This is a genomic window from Sphingomonas folli, from assembly GCF_019429525.1.
Lineage (GTDB): Bacteria > Pseudomonadota > Alphaproteobacteria > Sphingomonadales > Sphingomonadaceae > Sphingomonas > Sphingomonas folii.
This window is the reverse complement of the sequence record NZ_JAHXZL010000001.1, coordinates 92,245-110,981: the sequence shown is the minus strand read 5'-3', so window position 1 is coordinate 110,981 and position 18,737 is coordinate 92,245. Positions and strand designations below refer to the sequence as shown.

19 protein-coding genes are annotated in these 18,737 nt (G+C 71.8%); 8 read left to right on the top strand and 11 right to left on the bottom strand.

The genetic code is table 11. The annotated features are described in order from the left end of the window. Nucleotide 1: 1 nt before the first annotated feature. The 8 genes from KZ813_RS00520 to KZ813_RS00485 form a co-directional block, all read right to left on the bottom strand. A complete protein-coding gene (locus KZ813_RS00520) occupies nucleotides 2–619 on the bottom strand; it encodes a F0F1 ATP synthase subunit B (protein WP_219753042.1) in 618 nt (205 codons plus the stop codon). Further along, the gene (locus tag KZ813_RS00515; RefSeq protein WP_219753041.1) at nucleotides 612–1,106 is read right to left on the bottom strand and encodes a F0F1 ATP synthase subunit B family protein; all 495 of its coding nucleotides are present in this window, start codon (nucleotides 1,104–1,106) and stop codon (nucleotides 612–614) included. The genes KZ813_RS00520 and KZ813_RS00515 overlap by 8 nt, the downstream gene beginning before the upstream one ends. Before the next feature lie 62 nt (nucleotides 1,107–1,168). Continuing rightward, entirely contained in the window at nucleotides 1,169–1,396 is a 228-nt protein-coding gene (locus tag KZ813_RS00510; protein WP_019515901.1) for a F0F1 ATP synthase subunit C, read from the bottom strand. Between the two features lie 43 nt (nucleotides 1,397–1,439). Continuing rightward, nucleotides 1,440–2,228: a F0F1 ATP synthase subunit A gene (locus KZ813_RS00505; protein ID WP_219753040.1), complete on the bottom strand. Its 789-nt coding sequence runs from the start codon at nucleotides 2,226–2,228 to the stop codon at nucleotides 1,440–1,442. Between the two features lie 28 nt (nucleotides 2,229–2,256). Further along, nucleotides 2,257–2,589: an AtpZ/AtpI family protein gene (locus KZ813_RS00500; protein WP_219753372.1), complete on the bottom strand. Its 333-nt coding sequence runs from the start codon at nucleotides 2,587–2,589 to the stop codon at nucleotides 2,257–2,259. A gap of 162 nt (nucleotides 2,590–2,751) precedes the next feature. Next, nucleotides 2,752–3,126 carry a YdbL family probable chaperone protein gene (locus KZ813_RS00495; RefSeq protein WP_219753371.1) on the bottom strand — a complete coding sequence of 125 codons (375 nt, stop codon included), beginning with the start codon at nucleotides 3,124–3,126 and terminating at the stop codon, nucleotides 2,752–2,754. An 11-nt stretch (nucleotides 3,127–3,137) separates the two neighbouring features. After that, complete coding sequence (locus tag KZ813_RS00490) at nucleotides 3,138–3,302, bottom strand: YnbE family lipoprotein (protein WP_258046288.1); 165 nt, start codon at nucleotides 3,300–3,302, stop codon at nucleotides 3,138–3,140. A 32-nt stretch (nucleotides 3,303–3,334) separates the two neighbouring features. Beyond that, nucleotides 3,335–6,433, bottom strand: a complete 3,099-nt coding sequence (locus tag KZ813_RS00485) for an intermembrane phospholipid transport protein YdbH family protein (protein WP_308461746.1) — start codon at nucleotides 6,431–6,433, stop codon at nucleotides 3,335–3,337. A 98-nt stretch (nucleotides 6,434–6,531) separates the two neighbouring features. Between KZ813_RS00485 and radC the strand changes: the two genes are divergently transcribed. Together radC and purB are read left to right on the top strand one after the other, a co-directional pair. Next, on the top strand, nucleotides 6,532–7,221 hold the full coding sequence (radC, locus tag KZ813_RS00480; protein WP_219753039.1) for a RadC family protein: 690 nt from the start codon (nucleotides 6,532–6,534) through the stop codon (nucleotides 7,219–7,221). An 82-nt stretch (nucleotides 7,222–7,303) separates the two neighbouring features. Continuing rightward, nucleotides 7,304–8,617 carry an adenylosuccinate lyase gene (gene purB / locus KZ813_RS00475; RefSeq protein ID WP_219753038.1) on the top strand — a complete coding sequence of 438 codons (1,314 nt, stop codon included), beginning with the start codon at nucleotides 7,304–7,306 and terminating at the stop codon, nucleotides 8,615–8,617. Nucleotides 8,618–8,686: 69 nt separating this feature from the next. Here purB and KZ813_RS00470 read toward each other — a convergent pair whose 3' ends face one another. Both KZ813_RS00470 and KZ813_RS00465 read right to left on the bottom strand, forming a co-directional pair. Further along, a complete protein-coding gene (locus tag KZ813_RS00470; RefSeq protein WP_258046287.1) occupies nucleotides 8,687–9,181 on the bottom strand; it encodes a bactofilin family protein in 495 nt (164 codons plus the stop codon). Continuing rightward, the gene (locus tag KZ813_RS00465; RefSeq protein ID WP_219753037.1) at nucleotides 9,178–10,278 is read right to left on the bottom strand and encodes a M23 family metallopeptidase; all 1,101 of its coding nucleotides are present in this window, start codon (nucleotides 10,276–10,278) and stop codon (nucleotides 9,178–9,180) included. The genes KZ813_RS00470 and KZ813_RS00465 overlap by 4 nt, the downstream gene beginning before the upstream one ends. 227 nt (nucleotides 10,279–10,505) lie before the next feature. On the opposite strand from KZ813_RS00465, the gene mobA reads away from it, so the two are divergent. Next, a complete protein-coding gene (gene mobA, locus KZ813_RS00460) occupies nucleotides 10,506–11,036 on the top strand; it encodes a molybdenum cofactor guanylyltransferase (RefSeq protein ID WP_219753036.1) in 531 nt (176 codons plus the stop codon). A 10-nt stretch (nucleotides 11,037–11,046) separates the two neighbouring features. On the opposite strand, the gene KZ813_RS00455 is transcribed toward mobA, so the two are convergent. Further along, nucleotides 11,047–11,769, bottom strand: coding sequence for a FadR/GntR family transcriptional regulator (locus KZ813_RS00455; RefSeq protein WP_308461745.1), 723 nt, complete (start codon nucleotides 11,767–11,769; stop codon nucleotides 11,047–11,049). 243 nt (nucleotides 11,770–12,012) lie between these two features. Between KZ813_RS00455 and KZ813_RS00450 the strand changes: the two genes are divergently transcribed. The 5 genes from KZ813_RS00450 to KZ813_RS00430 all read left to right on the top strand — a co-directional run bounded on the left by KZ813_RS00450 (nucleotide 12,013) and on the right by KZ813_RS00430 (nucleotide 18,646). After that, nucleotides 12,013–13,167: an endo-1,4-beta-xylanase gene (locus tag KZ813_RS00450; RefSeq protein ID WP_219753034.1), complete on the top strand. Its 1,155-nt coding sequence runs from the start codon at nucleotides 12,013–12,015 to the stop codon at nucleotides 13,165–13,167. Continuing rightward, complete coding sequence (locus KZ813_RS00445; RefSeq protein WP_219753033.1) at nucleotides 13,164–14,078, top strand: family 43 glycosylhydrolase; 915 nt, start codon at nucleotides 13,164–13,166, stop codon at nucleotides 14,076–14,078. The genes KZ813_RS00450 and KZ813_RS00445 overlap by 4 nt, the downstream gene beginning before the upstream one ends. 293 nt (nucleotides 14,079–14,371) lie before the next feature. Further along, on the top strand, nucleotides 14,372–15,553 hold the full coding sequence (locus tag KZ813_RS00440; protein ID WP_219753032.1) for an HlyD family secretion protein: 1,182 nt from the start codon (nucleotides 14,372–14,374) through the stop codon (nucleotides 15,551–15,553). A 1-nt stretch (nucleotide 15,554) separates the two neighbouring features. Then, nucleotides 15,555–17,135, top strand: coding sequence for an MDR family MFS transporter (locus tag KZ813_RS00435; RefSeq protein WP_219753031.1), 1,581 nt, complete (start codon nucleotides 15,555–15,557; stop codon nucleotides 17,133–17,135). Then, nucleotides 17,135–18,646 (top strand): efflux transporter outer membrane subunit, encoded by a 1,512-nt coding sequence (locus KZ813_RS00430; RefSeq protein WP_219753030.1) that lies wholly within the window; start codon nucleotides 17,135–17,137, stop codon nucleotides 18,644–18,646. Before KZ813_RS00435 ends, KZ813_RS00430 begins: the two co-directional genes overlap by 1 nt. Nucleotides 18,647–18,737 lie beyond the last annotated feature (91 nt).

Below are 18,737 nucleotides of genomic sequence, written 5' to 3'. Positions count from 1 at the left end.
CTCAGTTGAGGCGGCCCACCCCCACGATCGCGCGGTCGACCAGCGCGCGGTCGCTCGCCGCGTCGTGGCGCTCGGCGATCAGCGCCGCGGCGGCGGCGGCGGCGGCCTCGGCGGTGCGCGCACGGACCTCGGCGATCGCGGCGCGCTCGGCGGCGGCGATCTTGTCCTCCGCCATGCGCGCGCGGCGCTCCATCAGCTGCTCGGTGTCGGCCTTGGCCTTGGCGACGATCTCCGCGGCCTCGTGGTGCGCGTTCTCGCGCATCTTGGCCGCGTCGGCCTCGGCGGAGCGCGCGCGGGCGGCATATTCGTCGCGCAGCGCCTCGGCCTCACGGCGCAGCGCCGCGGCCTCGTCGAGTTGGTGGCGGATCTCGCCGATGCGCTTGTCGAGCATCGCCGCGATCGTCCTCGGCACGCGGACGATCACCATGCCGATCAGCACCACCAGCGCGGCGATGCCGACCCAGCCGGTGTCGTTGAAGCCCAGCGCGGTGGGCGCGACATGGTCGCCCGCGCCGCCGTGCTCCGTGGAAGCGGCATAGCCGCTGCCGTTGGCGAGATCGTGCGGTGCCAGCCCCTCGGAGGCGGGACCCTGGATCGGTTGGGCGGGGGCGTTAGCCATGGTTCAGCTGCCTGCGCACCGCCTCGTTGGCGGCCTCGGTGGGGACGGCGACGCCGGCGAGGCGCTGCACCAGCTCCTGCGCGGCCTCGGTCGCGATCGTCTGGACGTTGACCATCGCCGCCGCCTTGGCGTTCGCCACCGCGACGTCGTGGTGCGCGACGCGCTCGGCCAGGTCGGCGTCGGCGTGGCGGAGCTGCGCCTCGGCCGCGGCCGCGGCGCGCGCCTTGGCGGCGGCCACTTCGGCCTGCGCCGCGGCGCGCGCGGCGTCCATGTCGGCGTTCCACGCCGCCTCGGTCGTGTCCGCCGCGACGCGCGCGGTCTCCGCGCTCGCGAGGTCCTGCGCGATCTTCGATTCACGCAGGTCCATCACGCCCTGCACCCTGGGCACCATCAGCTTGCCGATCCCGAAGTACAGGAGACCGAAGGTGATGAGCAGCCAGAAGATCTGCGAGGCGTAGGTGGCGGCGATCTGACTGATTTGAGGCATGGTGATCCGCTATCCTTGCGCCCCGCCCCATGATCGGGCGGGGCTGGTCCATCGGCGTGAGGTTACGCGACGAACACCAGGATGATCATCGTCACGAAGGCGAGCAGGCCGAGCAGCTCGGCGCCCGCGAAGCCGATGAAGAGGCGGCCCTGCTGGCCGTCGGCGGCCCCCGGGTTGCGCAGCGCGCCCTCGAGGAAGGCGGCGAACACGTTGCCCACGCCCAGCGCGGCGATGCCCATGCCGATCGCGGCGAGACCGGCGCCGAGCAGCTTGGCGGCGTTTGCGTCCATGTCAGTAACTCCCGTTCAGAAAACAAAGGTTGGTGTGGAAAACTCAGTGCAGGTTGACCGCGTCGTTGAGATAGACGCTGGTCAGTAGCGCGAAGACATAGGCCTGGATCGCCGCCACCAGCAGCTCCAGCAGCGTGATGCCCAGCATCAGCAGGAAGCTCGGCACGCTGACGATCGCGGCATAGCCGATCCCCAGGTTCAGGCCGTTGATCACGAAGGCGGCGAGCACCTTGAGCAGGATGTGCCCCGCGGTCATCGCGACGAACAGCCGCAGCCCCAGCGAGAAGGGGCGCACCAGGAAGCTCATCAGCTCGACGACGAAGATCAGCGGCACCATCGGCAGCGGGGTACCGTGCGGCACGAACAGGCTGAAGAAGTGGAAGCCGTGGCGGCCGAAGCCGACGATCAGCACGATCGAGAAGCTGATGATCGCCAGCACGCCGGTGACGGTGAGGTGGCTGGTGACGGTGAAGGGGTGCCAACCGGGCACGATGCCGACCGGCAGCAGCCCGAGGATGTTGGCGAAGAGGATGAACATGAACAGCGAGAAGACATAGGGCACGAAGCGCTTGCCCTCGGGCCCGACGTTCGACGTCAGCATGTTCTGGACGAAGCCGGTGAAGCCCTCGACCGCGGCCTGCCAGCGGCCGGGCACGAGCTCGCGCTTCATCCCGCCGAGCATGAACAGCCACAGCGCGACGAGCGTGATCACCATCCACAGCGCGGAATTGGTGAAGGACACATCGTAGCCGCCCACGATCCAGCGCTGACCGAGCACGGGCTCGATCAGGAACTGGTGCATCGGATCGATCTTGCCGCCTTCTGCCGCCACGTGCTGGTCCCTGCGCCTATAACATAGATCAAGCGCCCGGTTCGTCCGGACGCTTGGTCGTCAACCGAATGATCTGCCTGAAGGCGACGCCGATCCCGAGGAACAGCATCACGATCAGTACCCAGGGCGTCGTGCCGAACCAGCGGTCGAGGAGCCAGCCGATCAGCGCCGAGCCGACGAGACTTCCGATAAGGGCGGCGAGCACGCGGTTGCCGAGCGCGTAGCCCGCACCACCCCCGTCGCGCACAGCCCCCGTGCGAACCGCCTCGTCCCGGCGCGCCTGCCTCAACCGATCGTCGAGCGAAGTCAGGCGCGGGTCCGCCGCGTCGTGGAAATCCTGTCCGGGGCCGTTCTCCGCCACGCCGCCACCCTCGCCCTGAAGTTCGTTGACCAGGAGAGAGTGCGCGCGAGCGGCGAGCAGCCCCGCCAAGGCGCCGTCCGGTTAGCCGGGGGGTCGGGGGGTGTCAACCTGTGTGGACGCGGGGTTAACGGAGGTTGCGCGTCGTCCCCGTCGAACGCTGCCCTAGACGCAGCGCGGGTCGCGCTGCGGCGCGCCACCACCGCGGGTCTGCCAGCTGCCGTCGGGCGCCTTGTACTTCTCCCCCGGCTGGGTCTGCGCGATCAGGTTGCAGCCGCTGGTGAAGGCGAGCTGCTCCACCGTCGCGCCGCTGGCCTGCGCCTTCTGGGTATACGCCGACTTCCGCTGAATGTTGATGTTGCTGACCAGCGCGCGCAGCTCTGCGCTGCCGCCGCCGACGACGCCGAGATAGCCGTCGGGCTGTTCGCCGACCTGCCCGGCGGCACGCGCCGCGGCATAGGCAGGGTCGCGCTGCGCCAGCGCCGCGGTGGAGAGGCCGGCGAGCGTCACCGCACCGGCGAGCATCAGATAGGCCTTCATCATGGTCACCTTCAGAAAATCCCCGGGTTCTGCTGGATCAGCGTCTTGGCCTCGTTGTCGAGGCGATACACCACTTCCTGCGTCACGTTGATGTTGAGGTTGATCTGGATCGGCTTGTCGGGCGCGGAGATGTTCACGCACCCCGCACTCGCCGCCGCCAGCATGGCCGTCGTCATCATGGTCAAGATCGGGAGGCGCATCGGGTTCGTCAATCCTTCCTGGTTGGTGCCACGGGCGCGCTTGCCGGCGGCTGAACGGTGCCGGCACGGCGGTTCTGCTCCTCGATGAGCGCCTGGAGGTTGCGCTTCACCAACCGCTGCGGGTCGTAGAAGCTGGCGGCCGAGTCGATCAGCCCGCGGAACGGCGCGCGCACGGTGATGTTGAACTGGATCGGCAGCCGCGTCAGCCGGCGCAGCAGGAAGTTGCTCTTCGCCCCCTGCCCCTGGCGGATGCCCGCGAAGCGCACGCCGGTGACCATCTCGCCCGCCAATGGCCCGTTCATCTCCAGCGCCAGGTCGCGATAGATCAGCGAGCGCAGCGACTGGAAGGCGAGATTGCCCCAGAAGCCGAGGTCTTTCTCGGTCAGCTCGCCGAGATAGGCGATGCTGCCGCCGCCCGCGCGTGCGACCAGGCGCCCCTCCGCGATCCGGCCGCCGCTCTCGTCGAACAGCATCGGCAGCACGCCATCGAAGGTGCCGGTCGCGCTCAGGTTCTTGAAGTCGAACTGCTGGAGGAACTTGCCCGCGTCCATGCCGTCGACGCGGAAGGTCAGCCGGCGCTCCTGCGGGTTGCCGAAGTCGAGCAGCGTCGGCTCCAGCGTCAGCGTCCCGCCCGCGAACGGCCAGCGCCCCTCGGCCACGCGGACGCGCGTGTTCGGCAGCGTCTGGTAGATGATCCGGCCGTCGGTCACCGGCACGCCCGGGTTGATCGAGCGGACCGTGGCGACCTGGTCGGGGGCGCTCTCCAGCGCGAGCAGGTCGGTGAAGGCGATCGTCCCCGCGATCCCCTCGACCGGCCCGAACGCGGCGGCCAGGTCGGTGCCCGGGGTGGCGAAGCGGCCGGTGCTGGTGACGCCGTCGGGGCTCCAGGCGATGTCGCCGGCGCCGCTCACCGTGCCGCGCACGTCGGCGATGACACCGAAGGTGAGGCGGGTGAGCTTGTCGGGCTGGAGCGTGTCCCCGAACGTGATGCCCGGCACCGTAAGATGCGCGGTGCCCGTGCCCGCGGCGAGCCGATGCGCGATCGCCACGTCGGCGACCTTGGTGCCGGTGCTCGGCTCGTGGAGCGTGCCCGTCGCGGCGATGGCGCCGTCGCGCAGCGTCAGCGCGACGGCGCGCGCGGCGAGCGGCTCGAAGCGCGCGGGCGCGGCCTGGTCCGCCACGGTGAGCGCGCCGTCGAGCGCCAGCGCGCCGCCGTGAACGCGCCACGTCCCCGCCGCGGCGCTCATCGCCAGCGGCACGTTGGCGATCGCCCCGCCCGCGCCGGCGAAATGGCCCGCCGCGCCGGTGGCGCTCAGGATGCCGTCGACGCGCGCGGCGTCGATCCGAGTCACGCGATCCGGCATGCCGATCCGCGCGGCGACGTCGCCGAGCGTGACGCGACGGTCCGCGAGCCGCAGCAGCGCCTCGGCGGCGGTGAGCCGCAGCGGCGTGCCCCCCAGCGTGCCGCGCAGCGCCACGTCGGCGACGCGCGCGCCGCCGCTCACCCGGCCGTCCGCCACGCGGACCAGCGCGCCGTCGAGCGGGCAGAGCGTCAGCGCGGTGCGGCCGAGCGCGAGGCCGGACACGAGCAGGCGGTCGAAGCGCAGCGGCGCGCAGCCGGGCGCGAGCGTCAGCGTGCCGCCGAGGCCGAGGCGCGCGTCGAGCGGCAGGCTGAGCCGCTCGACCCGCCCGTCCGGGAGCGGCCCCGTGAGCGTCGCATCGGCGCTGAGCCGGACGCTGCCGCCCGCGGTCGAGAAGGTCAGTGGGGTGAGCTCCAGCGCGGCGCCGCCGCGGGCGTAGCGCGCGATCGTCGCGGTGCCGCCGATCGCCCCGCCGGGCGCCGCCTGCGTCAGCCGCAGCTCGGTCGCGGGCAGTCCGCCGCCGCCGAGTGTCAGCCGCCCGGCGAGCCGCGGCCCGGCGGGATGGCCCAGCACGATGCCGCCGCGGTCGAGCGCCGCGCGCGCGCCGGTCGCCGCGGCGATCTCGGCGCGATCGATCGTCAGCAGCGTCGGCGCGCCGCTCGCCAGCGCCAGCTCCGCGGTGAGGCGCATCCGTCGCGCCGCGGCGTCCAGGTCGCGCGCGAGCGCGGCGCCGAGCGGCGCCAACGGTGTGCCCGCGGTCGAGTCGCGCAGGAGGCGTAGGCGCGCGCGCTCCCCCGGCGCCAGCGCCACCGCGTCGGCCTCGAGCCGTCCCGCGACGGTCGCGCCGCGGTCCGCCAGCCGCCACGTGCCGGTGAAGCGGCTCGGGCCGCCGCTCGCCGCGACCGCACGCACGCGCGCCGCGGTGAGCGCCACGGTGCCGCCGCTGCGCCGCGCGTCGCCGGCGAAGGTGATCGTCCCGCCGAGGCCATCGAGACGGCCGGCCGGCGCGGTCGCTCCCTTCGCGCCCAGCCGCGCGCTGACGCGCCACCGGTCGAGCGAGGGCGAGAGCGTGGCGTCGAGCGTGACCGCGGGCGCGACCAGCCGGGCGCCCGCGCAGTCGAGCGCGGCCGCGCGGACCGGGCCGGCGAGCCGCGGCGCTCTCTCCACCACGCGGACGTCCACGCGCGCGTCGAGCGCGCGCAGCGCGCACCCGCCCGCGTCGAGCCGCGGCGCGGCGGCGAGCAGGCGGCCGCTGAACCCGTCGTCGAGCCGCCCGCGCCCGCTCAACCGGAGCGCGACGTCGCCCTGGGGCGTCGCCAGTGCGACCCGCGCGTCGGCGAGGTCCAGGTCGATCGCGGGCAGCGCGAAGCCGCCCCCCGCGCCCGCCGGCAGCAGCCGGTCGATCGCGCCGAGCGAGAGCTTGCCGTTCGCCAGCCGCGGCGACAGGCGGACATGCCCCGCGCGCACCCCGATCAATCTGGGGCCGGACAGGCCGAGGTCGGTCTCGGTCTCGACCCAGTCGGCGACGAGGTCGGGGGCGCGCGGATCGCCGATCACCACGCCGGTCAGCCGCTGGCGGCCGAAACCCAGGTCGGCGATGGCGTAGCGCGCCGGCACGTCGCGGCGCGCCAGCTCGCGGTCGATCACGTGGGTCGCGATCGGCACGCGCGACAGCCACAGCGTCGCGCCGCCGGCGAGCGCCAGGCCGGAGACCGCGATCAGGGCGCGACGTCGCGCGCTGGTCACCTCGGATCTCCGTCGCGCGTCATTCGATCGCCAGCATAGGCCGTCGCGACCGCCGTGCGCAATTGCGCGCGACCGCGCGCTCGCCTAGGCGACCCGCGATGGTCGACGAGGAGACCGCCGCGAGCGACGTCCTGGGGCATCGCGGGCGGCTGCGCGAGCGGCTTCTCCTCGATCCCGAGGGACTGCACGACTATGAGCTGGTCGAGTATCTGCTCGGCCTCTCGCTCAGGCGGGTCGACACCAAGCCGCTCGCCAAGGAGCTGCTGCGCCGCTTCGGCAGCCTCAACGCGCTGATGGACGCCGACCCGGCGGTGCTGGCGCGCGTGCCGGGGCTCGGCGAGGTGAGCATCGCCGCGCTGCGTGTCGCGCGTGCCACCGCGATCCGACTGCTGCGCGAGCGCGCCAACGCGGCGCCGATCCTGTCGAATTGGCAGGCGCTGGCGGACTATCTCCATGCCGATATGGCGCACGACACGATCGAACGGTTCCGCGTGCTGCATCTCAACACGCGCAACATGATCGTCCGCGACGAGGTGATGGCGCACGGGACGATCGACCAGGCCGCGGTGCACGTGCGCGAGGTGATCAGGCGCGCGCTCGACACCGGTGCCGCGGCGCTGATCCTGGTCCACAACCATCCCTCAGGCGACCCGTCGCCGAGCCGCGCCGACATCGACATCACGCGCGCGATCGTGGCTGCGGCGCGACCGCTCGGCATCGTGATCCACGATCACGTCATCGTCGCGGGCTCGGGCCAACTGAGCCTGCGCGCCAAGGGGCTGATCTGAGCGCGCGCCCCGCCATTTGCCCCCCGCGCCGCGCGCTGCTACCCGCCCGCGCATCCTCCCGCCTCGCTCCAGGACCGCGCGCATGATCCCCCGCTATTCCCGCCCCGAGATGACCGCGATCTGGACGCCCGAGGCGCGCTACGCGACCTGGTTCGAGATCGAGGCGCACGCCACCGAGAAGCTCGCCGAGCTCGGCGTGGTGCCGCAGAGCGCCGCCGACGCTTTGTGGGCGTGGTGGGCGACCGAGCCCGCGATCGACGTCGCCGCGATCGACGCGATCGAGGCGGTGACCAAGCACGACGTGATCGCCTTCCTCACCTGGGTGGCGGAGCAGGTCGGCGATGAGGCGCGCTTCATGCACCAGGGCATGACCTCGTCCGACGTGCTCGACACCACGCTGGCGGTGCAACTGGCGCGCGCCGCGGACCTGCTGCTCGCCGATCTCGACCGGCTGCTGGCGGTGATCGAGCGCCGCGCGCGCGAGCACAGGCTGACGCCGACGATCGGGCGCAGCCACGGCATCCACGCCGAGCCGGTCACGTTCGGGCTCAAGCTGGCGCAGGCCTATGCCGAGTTCGATCGCTGCCGCACGCGGCTGCGCGCCGCGCGCGCCGACATCGCCACCTGCGCGATCTCGGGCGCGGTCGGCACCTTCGCCAATGTCGACCCGCGCGTAGAGGAGCATGTCGCCGCCGCGCTCGGTCTCGCGGTGGAGCCGGTGTCGACCCAGGTGATCCCGCGCGACCGGCACGCCATGTTCTTCGCCACCTTGGGCGTGATCGCGGGGTCGATCGAGCGGGTCGCCACCGAGGTGCGCCACCTGCAGCGCACCGAGGTGCTGGAGGCGGAGGAGTATTTCTCGCCCGGGCAGAAGGGCTCCTCGGCGATGCCGCACAAGCGCAATCCCGTCCTCACCGAGAATCTCACCGGCCTCGCGCGCATGGTGCGCGGCTATGTCACCCCGGCGCTGGAGAATGTGGCGCTGTGGCACGAGCGCGACATCTCGCACTCGTCGGTGGAGCGTTACATCGGACCCGACGCGACGATCACGCTCGATTTCGCGCTGGCGCGGCTGACGGGAGTGATCGACAAGCTGCTCGTCTACCCCGAGCGCATGCAGAAGAATCTCGATCGCATGGGCGGGCTGGTCCACTCGCAGCGCGTGCTGCTCGCGCTGACCCAGGCGGGCGTGAGCCGCGAGGACGCCTATCGGCTGGTCCAGCGCAACGCGATGAAGGTGTGGGAGTCGGACGGCGCGCTCTCGCTCCAGGAGCTGCTCAAGGGCGATCCCGAGGTGACCGCGGCGCTGTCGCCGGCCGAGATCGACGACAAGTTCGATCTGGCCTATCACCTCAAGCACGTCGACACGATCTTCGCGCGCGTGTTCGGCGCGTAGTCGCGGCGCGGCGGGTAGCGGCGGCGCGGCGGTTACGCGCTCGATCCGCTCGCGCCGACGCCCCGTCGTTCAGTCGACGTAGCGCTCCTCCCCCTCGATCTCGTCGACATAATCCTCCTCGGGCGCGGCGAGCTCGGGCGGCACCACGATCGTGCTCTGCGCGGAGAAGCGCCCCTCCACCTGCGCGCCATTCTCCACCGCCAGCGTGCCGTAGCGGCAGTCCCCGAAGATGCGCGCGCTGCGCTCGATCACCAGATTGTCGGCGGTGATGCTGCCCTCGACCTGACCGGCGATCCGCGCCGCCTTGGCGACGATGTTGCCGCAGATCACGCTCTCCGCGCCCTGCACCAGGCTGGCGCATGTCAGGTCACCGTCGATCCGACCGTCGATGTGGATGTCGACCGTCGCGCTCAGATTGCCGGTGACCACCACGTCGCCGCCGATCAGCGAGAAGGGCGTGTGCCGCGCCCCCGTGGCCGGCGCGGGCGGCACCAGCGCGGCGGCGCGCGTGGGCGGCGGCGGGGGCGGCGGCGAGTGCCGGCTGCCGAACATCGACATCTTCATCTTCCTTTCGTGTCGCCGAAGGCGAGGAACGGCTGGGGGTTCACCGCATTGCCGTGGAGCCGCACCTCGAAGTGGACGTGGGTTCCGGTCGAGCGGCCGGTCGATCCCATGCGCGCGATCCGCTGGCCGCGCGTGACCTGCTGGCCCAGGGTGACGTCGGCGCCGGAGAGATGGCCGTAGCGCGAGGCGATGCCGTTGCCGTGGTCGATCTCGACGAGCCGGCCATAGCCGGCGCGCTCGCCGACGAAGCTCACCCGCCCCGCCGCGGCGGCGTAGATCGGCTCGCCGTAGCTGCCGCGAAAATCGAGTCCGGCGTGGAAGGTCGGGCGGCCGTTGAACGGATCGGCGCGCACGCCGAAGCTGCTGGTCTGGCTCGAGTCGCGTGTCGGCCGCCCCGAGGGCACCGCGGTGGCGCCCTGCCCGACCGCGGCCCAGTGCACCACCGCGGCGGCGAGTGTCTCCAGCGCCGCCGGCACCGACGTGCCATCGTCGGGCCAGGGGATCAGCGGCCCCCCTTCGGCGCGCCGCCCCTGCGCGGCGAGGCGCTCGGCGTCGAGCCCGAGCCGGTGAAGCGCCGCCGTCCGCTTCTCACGGTCGGCGTCGAAGGCTTCGCCGAGCCCGCGCGCGAACGCCTGCTGCGCCGCGTCGAGCGCGCCGAGCGTGTCTTCCCCCGCCCTGACCGGCCGGTCGAGCGCGGTATGCGCCACCGGCTGCCCCAGCTTCGAGGCGACGAGCTGCTCGATCAGCCGCTGGCGCCGCAGTAGCTCGCGAACGGCCGCCGAGTCGTGCGGCGCGGCGGCGGGCGGCACCGGGCGCGACGCGGGCATGGTGGTCGCCGGGGGAGCGGCGACCGCGACTCGCTCCTGCGCGCGGCGCTGCGGTGGCGTCGGCGCGCGCAGGCTCCACACCACCGCGGTGAGCGTTCCCCCACCCCATACCAGCAGCACGAGTGCGCCGGCGGTGACCGCACGCAGCTGGCTCCGCCGCGTGACGCGGATGAAACGGACCCGTCCGTCGGTGCGAAGGAACAGCTCGCGGTCGACGAACGTCTGTCGCGACCATGCCGCGATCGCCTGCCACGAGCTGTTCCTCGACAAAATGCGCGACCCCACCGTTGATCCCGCATCGCGCCTAACGATCGTCCTTAAGCTAAGCCACTGCGGAGCGCGGCGATCTCGCCATAACGGGCCAGTCGCTCGCGCTCAACTTGTGACGATCGGTTCGATGACAGTACGTTACTTGACGACAGCGCGCCGGAACTGTCGCCATGATTGACGGATCGAACACACTTTCCTCTGGCACCGCGCCGCGCGACAAGGGCGGCATGACCATGATCCTCGGTGCCGTGCTCGCCGGCGGGCAGTCGCGCCGCTTCGGGAGCGACAAGGCGCTCGCTTCGCTCGACGGCACCGCGCTGCTCGACCACGCGCTGGCCAGCCTCGCGCCATACGTCGCCGGGCTGGTGGTGGTCGGGCGCGACGCGGCGCCGGTGCCGGTGGTGCCCGATCGGCCGAGCCCTGGCCTGGGTCCGCTCGGCGGCATCGCCGGCGCACTGGCGCATGCCGCGGCGCACGGCTTCGACGCGGTGCTCACCACCGCGTGCGACACGCCCATCTTGCCGAACTCGCTCGTCACTGCCCTCCGCGCGTCCGGCGCGGCGCACGCGGCCGAGGCACCGACCGTCGGCTATTGGCCGACCGCGCTCGCCGAGCCGCTCGCGGCTTATCTCGCCGGCGGCGGCGACCGCTCGATCCGCCGCTGGGCGGCTGGCGCGGGCGTGATCGCGGTCTGCCCCGGCGTCGCGCTCGTCAACGTCAACACGCCCGATGATCTATCACGGCTCACGACCGGCTGAGCCGCACCGCTCAGCGCGCCGCGGCGGTCTCGGACTCCTTGGCCTCGACCTGGTCGATCAGCGTCAGCACGTTGACGATCAGGACCCGCATCGCCGCGCGCGCCGCCTCGACGTCTCCGGCCAGGATGGCATCACGGACCGCGGTATGTTCGGCGATGCTCGCCGATCGGCCCGAGATCCGGTTGGTGAAACGGATCGAGGTGCGCAGCGCGGTCTCGACGATGTCGCGAAGCCGCGTGAAGAAAGGGTTGTTCGAGGCGCGCAGCACCGCGACGTGGAAGGCGATGTCGGCGTCGAGCGTGTCGTCCTCGCCGCGCTCGGCCGCGCGCATCCGCTCCAGCCCCGCGCTGATCGCGGCCTGCTGCTCGGGCGTGGCGCGCTGCGCCGCCAGGGCCGCGCCCTCGGGTTCCATCGCGATGCGCAGCTCGTTGAACTGGCGCAGCAGCTCGATCGACAATTTGCGCTCGAGCAGCCAGCGCAGCACGTCGGGGTCGAACAGGTTCCACGCGTCCTGCGGGCGCACGAACGTGCCCTGCTTCGGGCGGGCGCCGAGCAGGCCCTTGGCGGCGAGCATCTTGACGGCCTCGCGCGTGACCGAGCGGCTGACACCATGCGCCTTGACGATGTCGGCCTCGTTGGGGAAGGGGCGATCGGCATAGTCGCCCACCACGATCGCGCGCCCGAGCACCTCCTGCAGGCCGTAGGTGAGATTGCGGCCGAGTTCATGCTGCACTGGCGGAGCCCCGTAGCTGACACCGGGCCCCGATCGGCCCAACGAACGATCCTAGCCGCCGCGATCGCCATCGAGAAGATTAATCATGTCTGGGATCGGCGCGAACCGACACGTTCCGTGCCGTCTCCACCCGCAAGGCTTTGATATGATTATACCGCTTCTCCCGCCGCGACGACGCGGCTAGACTGCGGCACGACCGTGCGAGGCCTTACTCCCGTACAAGAAAATTCGAGAGGAGACGAGATGATCCGCCAGCTGCTGCTCGCCGGCACCGCCACGCTGGGTGCCCTGACCGGGCTGGCGGGTGCGTTGCCCGCGAACGCTCGCGCGATGTGGTCGAAGGACGAGGCGAACCGCTGGTACGACGCGCAACCCTGGCTGGTCGGCGCCAATTACACCAACCGCTCGGCGATCAACCAGTTCGAGATGTGGCAGGCGGACACGTTCAACCCGCGGCAGATCGACCAGGAGCTCGGCTGGGCGCACGCGATGGGGATGAACGTGATGCGCGTCTATCTCCATAACATGCTGTGGGAGGGGGACGCGGCCGGGCTCAAGCGGCGCATGGCGCAGTTCCTCGACATCGCGGAGCGGCACCACGTCCGCGTCATGTTCGTGCTGTTCGACAGCTGCTGGGACCCCGACCCGGTCGCCGGCCCGCAGCGCCCCCCGATCCCGGGCGTGCACAATTCCGGCTGGATGCAGGCGCCGGGCGCGGCGCGCCTCGCCGACGCCAGCCAGTACGGCAAGTTCGAGGGCTATGTGAAGGACGTGGTCGGCACCTTCGCACGCGACAAGCGCGTCGTCGCCTGGGACGTGTGGAACGAGCCCAACAACGCGGGCGGCGGCAATTACAAGCCGACACCGCGCAAGACCGAGCTGGTCGCCGGGCTGCTCGGCCAGGTGTTCGACTGGGCACGCAGCGCCGACCCGAGCCAGCCGCTCACCAGCGGGCTGTGGACCGGCGAGACCTGGGACCGGCAGGACACGCTCGACGCGGTCGAGAAGATCCAAGTCGCGCAATCCGACGTGATGAGCTTCCACGACTATAACTGGCCCGAGCAATGGGAGAAGCGCGCGCGCCAGATGGCGAGCTACGGCCGGCCGGTGTTGTGCAGCGAGTATATGGCGCGCGGCAACGGCTCCACCTTCGACGGCTCGCTGCCGCTCGGCCGCAAGCTGAAGGTCGCGATGATCAACTGGGGGTTCGTCGACGGCAAGACGCAGACCCGCATGCCGTGGGACAGCTGGAAGAAGCCCTATACCTATGAGGAACCCACCGTCTGGTTCCACGAGGTGCTGCGCGCCGACGGTACGCCCTATCGCCCGGCGGAGGTCGAGCTGATCAAGCGGCTGACGACGGACGCCAATGGCGGGCCGGGCGGCGCGGCGCGGTGAGGCGTCGCGCGCTGATCGCGTCCGCCGCCGCGCTGCTCGCCGGCTGCGCGACGCCGGCGCGCAACCCGCTGTTCGCGGGCGCCGACCCGGCGGTGCTGGTCGAGCGCGGCACGGTCCGGCTCTTCCCTACCGCCGGGGGCGACACGCTGCGCGGCTGGGTGCGGGAGCGCGGCCGCTGGCGCGCGGGGCCGCCGCTGATCGCGCTCGCCGACATCGGCTGGGTCGCCGACGGGGCGCCGCGTCACTTCCTCTGGGCGCCCGACATGCTGGCGACCAACGGGCGCTATTATCTCTATTACTCGGTCGGGCCGCAGGACCCGACGCCGAGCCGCATCGGCGTCGCCACCGCCGCCAGCCCCGACGGGCCGTTCGTCGACTCCGGGCGACCGCTGCTCACCGGCGGCGCGGGCTTCGAGGCGATCGATCCCGCGGTGTTCGCGGACCCGCGCGACGGCCGCACCTATCTGCTCGCCGGCGGCAGCGCGGGCGCACGGCTGCGCCTGTTCGAGCTCGCGCCCGACCGGGTCTCGATCGCGCGCGAGCTGCCGGTGGCGCAGCCGCCGTACTTCACCGAGGGCGCGTATCTGCACCAGCGCGACGGCACCTATTATCTGTCGTACAGCCACGGCCGCTGGAACCGCGGGGACTATTCGGTCCATTACGAGACCGCGCCGAGCGTGACCGGTCCCTGGACCTATCGTGGGCGGCTGCTCGCCAGTGACTCGCGCTACAAGGGCCCGGGGCATCACAGCTTCTTCCGCGACCCCGCCGACGGCCGGTGGAAGATCGCCTACCATCGCTGGGAGCATGTCAGCGGCGATGGGCCATACCGCGGTGAGCGTCAGGTGGCGATCGAGCGGATCCGCTACCTGCCGGACGGCCGCATCGCGCCGATCCGGATGACGCCTTAGGGTCTCGGGGCTTCTCAGATCCTCCCCGGCACGGGGAGGGGACCGCCGGCCGCAGGCCGGTGGTAGAGGGGGTTCACCACGTAGCGCAGCGCTCGTGGGGAGCCCTCCTCCACCAGCCTTCGGCTGGCCCACCCCCCCGCGGGGAGGATCTTGGAGCACTCGCGAGGTTTCTCCCGCCGCGACGACATCCACTTGCCAGCGACAACAACCGGACATATTGTCCGCTTACAACGACTCGCCGGCCGCTCGCGGAACGTCTCCGCGGGCGGCCTGCTGCTGCTGGACGAGACGACATGGCTGAACAGGCTGCGCACGAGAACGACACGCCTGGAGAGGAAGCCGAGACCGAGAACGAGAACCGGCAGGCGCCCGCCAGGCGCAAGCTGAGCGGTCGCGCCAAGACGATCCTGATCGCGCTCGCGCTCGGCGCGCTGGCGGGGATCGCGATCTGGTACCTGCGCTACGAGAGCCACGGAAAATATCTGCAGGATACCAACGACGCGCAGGTGCGCGCCGACATGGTGACCGTGGCCCCGCGAGTCGCGGGCTATGTCGCCGAGGTGTTCGTGCGCGACAATCAGGACGTGCGCGCGGGCCAGCCGCTCGTCCGCATCGACCCGCGCGACTCGCGCGCCCAGGCCGCGCAGGCCGACGCGCAGATCGCGGTCGCCAACGCCCAGGCGGACAGCGCACGCGCGCAGGTCCAGGAACAATATGCCGCGATCGACCAGGCGCAGGCGCAGCTCACGGCCGCGCAGGCGCGGGCGGCGCACGACGCCGCCGAGGTGAGGCGCTATCGCCCGCTCGCCGCCTCCGGCGCGGAGAGCCGCGAGCAGCTCGCCTCGCTCGAGCTCGCCGCGCGCCAGTCGTCCGACCAGGCGCGCGCCCAGGCCGCGGCGGTCGAGATGCAGCGCCGCCGCGTCGCCTCTTATGAGACGCAGATCCGCCAGGGGTTGGCGCAGGCCCAGGCGGCACGCGCGCAACTCGCCTCCGCCAACGTGAACGTCGGCGCGACGCTGATCCGCGCCGCGATCGACGGGCGCGTCGGCGACAAGACGGTGCAGGTCGGCCAATATGCGCAGACGGGCACGCGGCTGATGTCGCTGGTGCCGCTCGACAAGCTCTACGTCACCGCGAACTTCAAGGAGACTCAGCTGGCGCTGATGCGGCCGGGCCAGCCGGTGGAGATCGAGGTCGACGCGCTCGACGGCGTCACGCTGAAGGGCCGCGTCGCCAGCTTCTCGCCGGGCACCGGCGCGCAATTCTCGCTGCTGCCGCCGCAGAACGCGACGGGCAATTTCACCAAGATCACTCAGCGTGTGCCGGTGCGGATCGAGCTGGAGGCCACGCCCGAGGTGCGCCGCCTGCTCGTCCCCGGCCTGTCGGTGACCGCGACCGTCGACACGATCTCCGCCAAGGACGAGATCGATCGGCTGCGCGACCGGCAGCAGCAGCTCAACCAGCGGGAGCGCTGAGGTGGCGAGCGCGGCCGCGCCGCGCCGCGGCGCCTCGCCCGCCCCCACGCCGGCGGCGCCGCAGCGCGCCGACCTCGCCGCCTGGCTGGCGGTCGCGGCGGGCACGCTCGGCGCGTTCATGGCGACGCTCGACATCTCGATCGTCAACTCGGCGCTGCCGACCATCCAGGGCGAGATCGGCGCGAGCGGCACCGAGGGCGCCTGGGTCGCCACCTCCTATCTGGTCGCCGAGATCGTGATCATCCCGATGTCGGCCTGGCTCACCCGGCTGCTCGGTCTGCGCACCTTCCTGCTGATCGCGGCGGTGCTGTTCACGATCTTCTCGGTGCTGTGCGGCACCGCGGACACGCTGCCGCAGATGATCGTCGGTCGCATCGGCCAGGGCTTCACCGGCGGCGCGATGATCCCGACCGCGCAGACCATCATCGCGCAGCGGCTGCCGCGCGAGCAGCAGCCGATCGGCATCTCCGCCTTCGGCATGACCGCGATCCTCGGCCCCGTGCTCGGCCCGCTCGTGGGCGGCTGGCTGACCGAGAACATCAGCTGGCATTATGCCTTCTTCATCAACCTGCCGATCTGCGCGATCCTGGTGGTGCTGCTGCTCGTCGGGCTCAAGCACGAGAAGGCGCAGCTCAACCTGATCGGCGAGGCGGACTGGCTCGGCATCTTGGGCCTCGCGCTCGGGCTCGGCGGGCTCACCGTCTTCCTCGAGGAGGGCCAGCGCGAGCAATGGTTCTCGTCCGAGCTGATCCGCTACATGGCCGCGGTCTCGGCGCTCGGCTTCGCGCTGCTGATGGCGGGACAATTCCTGGCACGGCGCCCGATCATCAAGCTGCGGCTGCTGCTCGACCGCCAGTTCGGCTCGGTCGCGCTGATGGGCATGGTGGTGGGCGTGGTGCTGTACGGCACCTCCTACGCCATCCCGCAGTTCCTGGCCGCGATCGCCGACTACAACGCGCTCCAGTCGGGCAAGGTGGTGCTGCTGTCGGGTATCCCCAGCTTCTTCATGATGGCGATCGTGCCGATCCTGCTGCGCCACGTCGACGTGCGGATCGCGGTGGGCATGGGGCTGGCGATCATGGGCACGTCGGCGCTGCTCGACTCGACCCTGACGATCGACGCGGTCGGCGCCGACTTCGTCGAATCGCAGCTGCTGCGCGGCGTCGGGCAGATACTGGCGATGCTGTTCCTCAGCCAGGCGGCGGTGCGATCGGTGCCCGCCATCGAGGCGGGCGACGCCTCGGGGCTGTTCAACTCGGCGCGCAACCTGGGCGGCAGCTTCGCGCTCGCCGGCATCTCGGTGATTCAGGACCAGCGCAGCTGGTTCCACAGCCGCCGCATCGAGGAGACGCTCAACGCCAACTCGGTGATGGTGCAGGATTACGTCAACGCCACCGCGCAGTCGCTGGGCGGCCGCTCGACCGCGCTGCGCGCGCTCGGCCAGCAGATCCAGGGTCAGGCGCTGGTGATGACCTATAATGACATCTTCTGGATCATGGGCATGGGGACGCTCGCGGTAATGCCGCTGGTGCTGTTCCTCCGCCCGCTACCCAAGGGCGCCCCTCCGGCGGCGACACATTGATGCGACACTTTCCCCTCCCCGCCCTCGCGCTGCTGCCGCTCGCGCTGCTCGGCGCCTGCACCGTCGGCCCCGACTATCACGGCCCGCCCGCGACCGCGGCCGACGCGGTCCAGCGCGGCAGCTTCGTCCGCGCCGCTGACCCGGCACTCCGCCCCGTCCCGGGCGTGGCGCGCTGGTGGGAGGGGCTCGGCGACGCGACGCTCACCGCCTTGGTCGACGACGCGCTCGCGCACAGCCCGACGATCGACGCCGCGCAGGCGCGCATCCGCGAGGCCGGCGCGCGGCTGCGGACGCAGCGCGCCAACCAGCTCCCCAGCGTGAGCCCCACCGTGGCCTATGTTCACGCGCGTCTACCCGGCACCGCGCTGGGCGGCGGGGAGAGCGGCGGCGAGGCTGCGGACGGGTCGGGCAGCAGCGCGGTCGATTTCTACAATCTCGGCGGCACCGCCTCGTGGGAACCCGACTTCTTCGGCGCGCGACGCCGCGGCGTGGAGGGCGCGCGCGCCACGGTGGAGGAGCGCTTCGCCGATCTCGCCGACGCGCAGGTGAGCCTGTCCGCGCAGGTGGCGCAGGCCTATGTTGCTCTGCGCGACGTGCAGGAGCGCGTCCGGCTCAACGCCGAGTCGAGCCGGCTCCAGCAGCGCCAGCTCGAGCTCACCCAGCAGCGCTACGCCGCGGGCGCGGCGTCGCAGCTGCAGGTCGAGCGGCTGCAGAACCAGCTCGAGAGCACCGACGCGCAGCGCATCCCGCTCGGCGCGCAGGTCGCGCAATATCTCGACCAACTCGCGGTGCTGACCGGCCGCACCCCCGGCGCGCTCGACCGGACGCTGACCACCGCGGTGCCGGTGCCGCTGCCGCCGGCCGAGGTGCCGATCGGCGATCCAGCGGCGCTGATCGCCCACCGGCCCGACATCCGCTCGGCCGAGCGCGCGCTCGCCGCGAGCAACGCGCAGATCGGAGTGAACACCGCCAAGCTGTTCCCCTCGCTGAACTTCCTCGGCATCTTCGGGCTGGGTGGCACCAACATCGGCGACGTCGTCGATCCCAACAAGCTCACCGCTCTGGTGGCGCCGATGCTGAGCTGGTCCTTCCTCGACTTCGGCCGGACCCGCGCCGCGATCGACCAGTCGGAGGCGCAGCGCGACCTCGCCGCCGCGCAATATCGCCAGCGCGTCCTCGAGGCGTTGCAGGACGCCGAGACGAGCCTGTCGCGTTTCGGCAACACGCGGCTGCAATATGCGCAGCTGCTCCGCGCCGAACAGTCCGCCGCGCGCGCCGCGACGCTCAACGGCCAGCGCGTCGCGGCAGGCACGAGCAACGTGATCGATCAGCTCGACGTCGAGCGTCAGCGCCTCTCCGCCGCGATCGCGGTGGCGCAGGCCAAGGCGCAGCTGACCGACAGCTATATCACGGTGCAGAAGAGCCTGGGGCTCGGCTGGAGCGAGCCGCCGGTGAGTGCGGGCAGCTCGAGCGAGCGGCCGCGCGAGGGAGCGCCGACCGAGGGCGGCTGATCGCTCCCTCTCCTCGAAGGTGCGCAGCTCTCAACTCATAGACGAACGTGTGAGCACGCGCCGGCGCCGCGCCTGTCTCGCGACGCCGGTC

Excerpts from the sequence above, each read along its gene's own strand:
- KZ813_RS00510 (WP_019515901.1), bottom strand. The coding sequence starts at position 1,396 with ATGGACGCAAACGCCGCCAAGCTGCTCGGCGCCGGTCTCGCCGCGATC.
- mobA (WP_219753036.1), top strand. The coding sequence starts at position 10,506 with ATGACCATGATCCTCGGTGCCGTGCTCGCCGGCGGGCAGTCGCGCCGC.
- KZ813_RS00490 (WP_258046288.1), bottom strand. The coding sequence starts at position 3,302 with ATGACGACGGCCATGCTGGCGGCGGCGAGTGCGGGGTGCGTGAACATC.
- purB (WP_219753038.1), top strand. The coding sequence starts at position 7,304 with ATGATCCCCCGCTATTCCCGCCCCGAGATGACCGCGATCTGGACGCCC.
- KZ813_RS00470 (WP_258046287.1), bottom strand. The coding sequence starts at position 9,181 with ATGAAGATGTCGATGTTCGGCAGCCGGCACTCGCCGCCGCCCCCGCCG.
- KZ813_RS00515 (WP_219753041.1), bottom strand. The coding sequence starts at position 1,106 with ATGCCTCAAATCAGTCAGATCGCCGCCACCTACGCCTCGCAGATCTTC.
- KZ813_RS00430 (WP_219753030.1), top strand. The coding sequence starts at position 17,135 with ATGCGACACTTTCCCCTCCCCGCCCTCGCGCTGCTGCCGCTCGCGCTG.
- KZ813_RS00495 (WP_219753371.1), bottom strand. The coding sequence starts at position 3,126 with ATGAAGGCCTATCTGATGCTCGCCGGTGCGGTGACGCTCGCCGGCCTC.
- KZ813_RS00520 (WP_219753042.1), bottom strand. The coding sequence starts at position 619 with ATGGCTAACGCCCCCGCCCAACCGATCCAGGGTCCCGCCTCCGAGGGG.
- radC (WP_219753039.1), top strand. The coding sequence starts at position 6,532 with ATGGTCGACGAGGAGACCGCCGCGAGCGACGTCCTGGGGCATCGCGGG.
- KZ813_RS00440 (WP_219753032.1), top strand. The coding sequence starts at position 14,372 with ATGGCTGAACAGGCTGCGCACGAGAACGACACGCCTGGAGAGGAAGCC.
- KZ813_RS00450 (WP_219753034.1), top strand. The coding sequence starts at position 12,013 with ATGATCCGCCAGCTGCTGCTCGCCGGCACCGCCACGCTGGGTGCCCTG.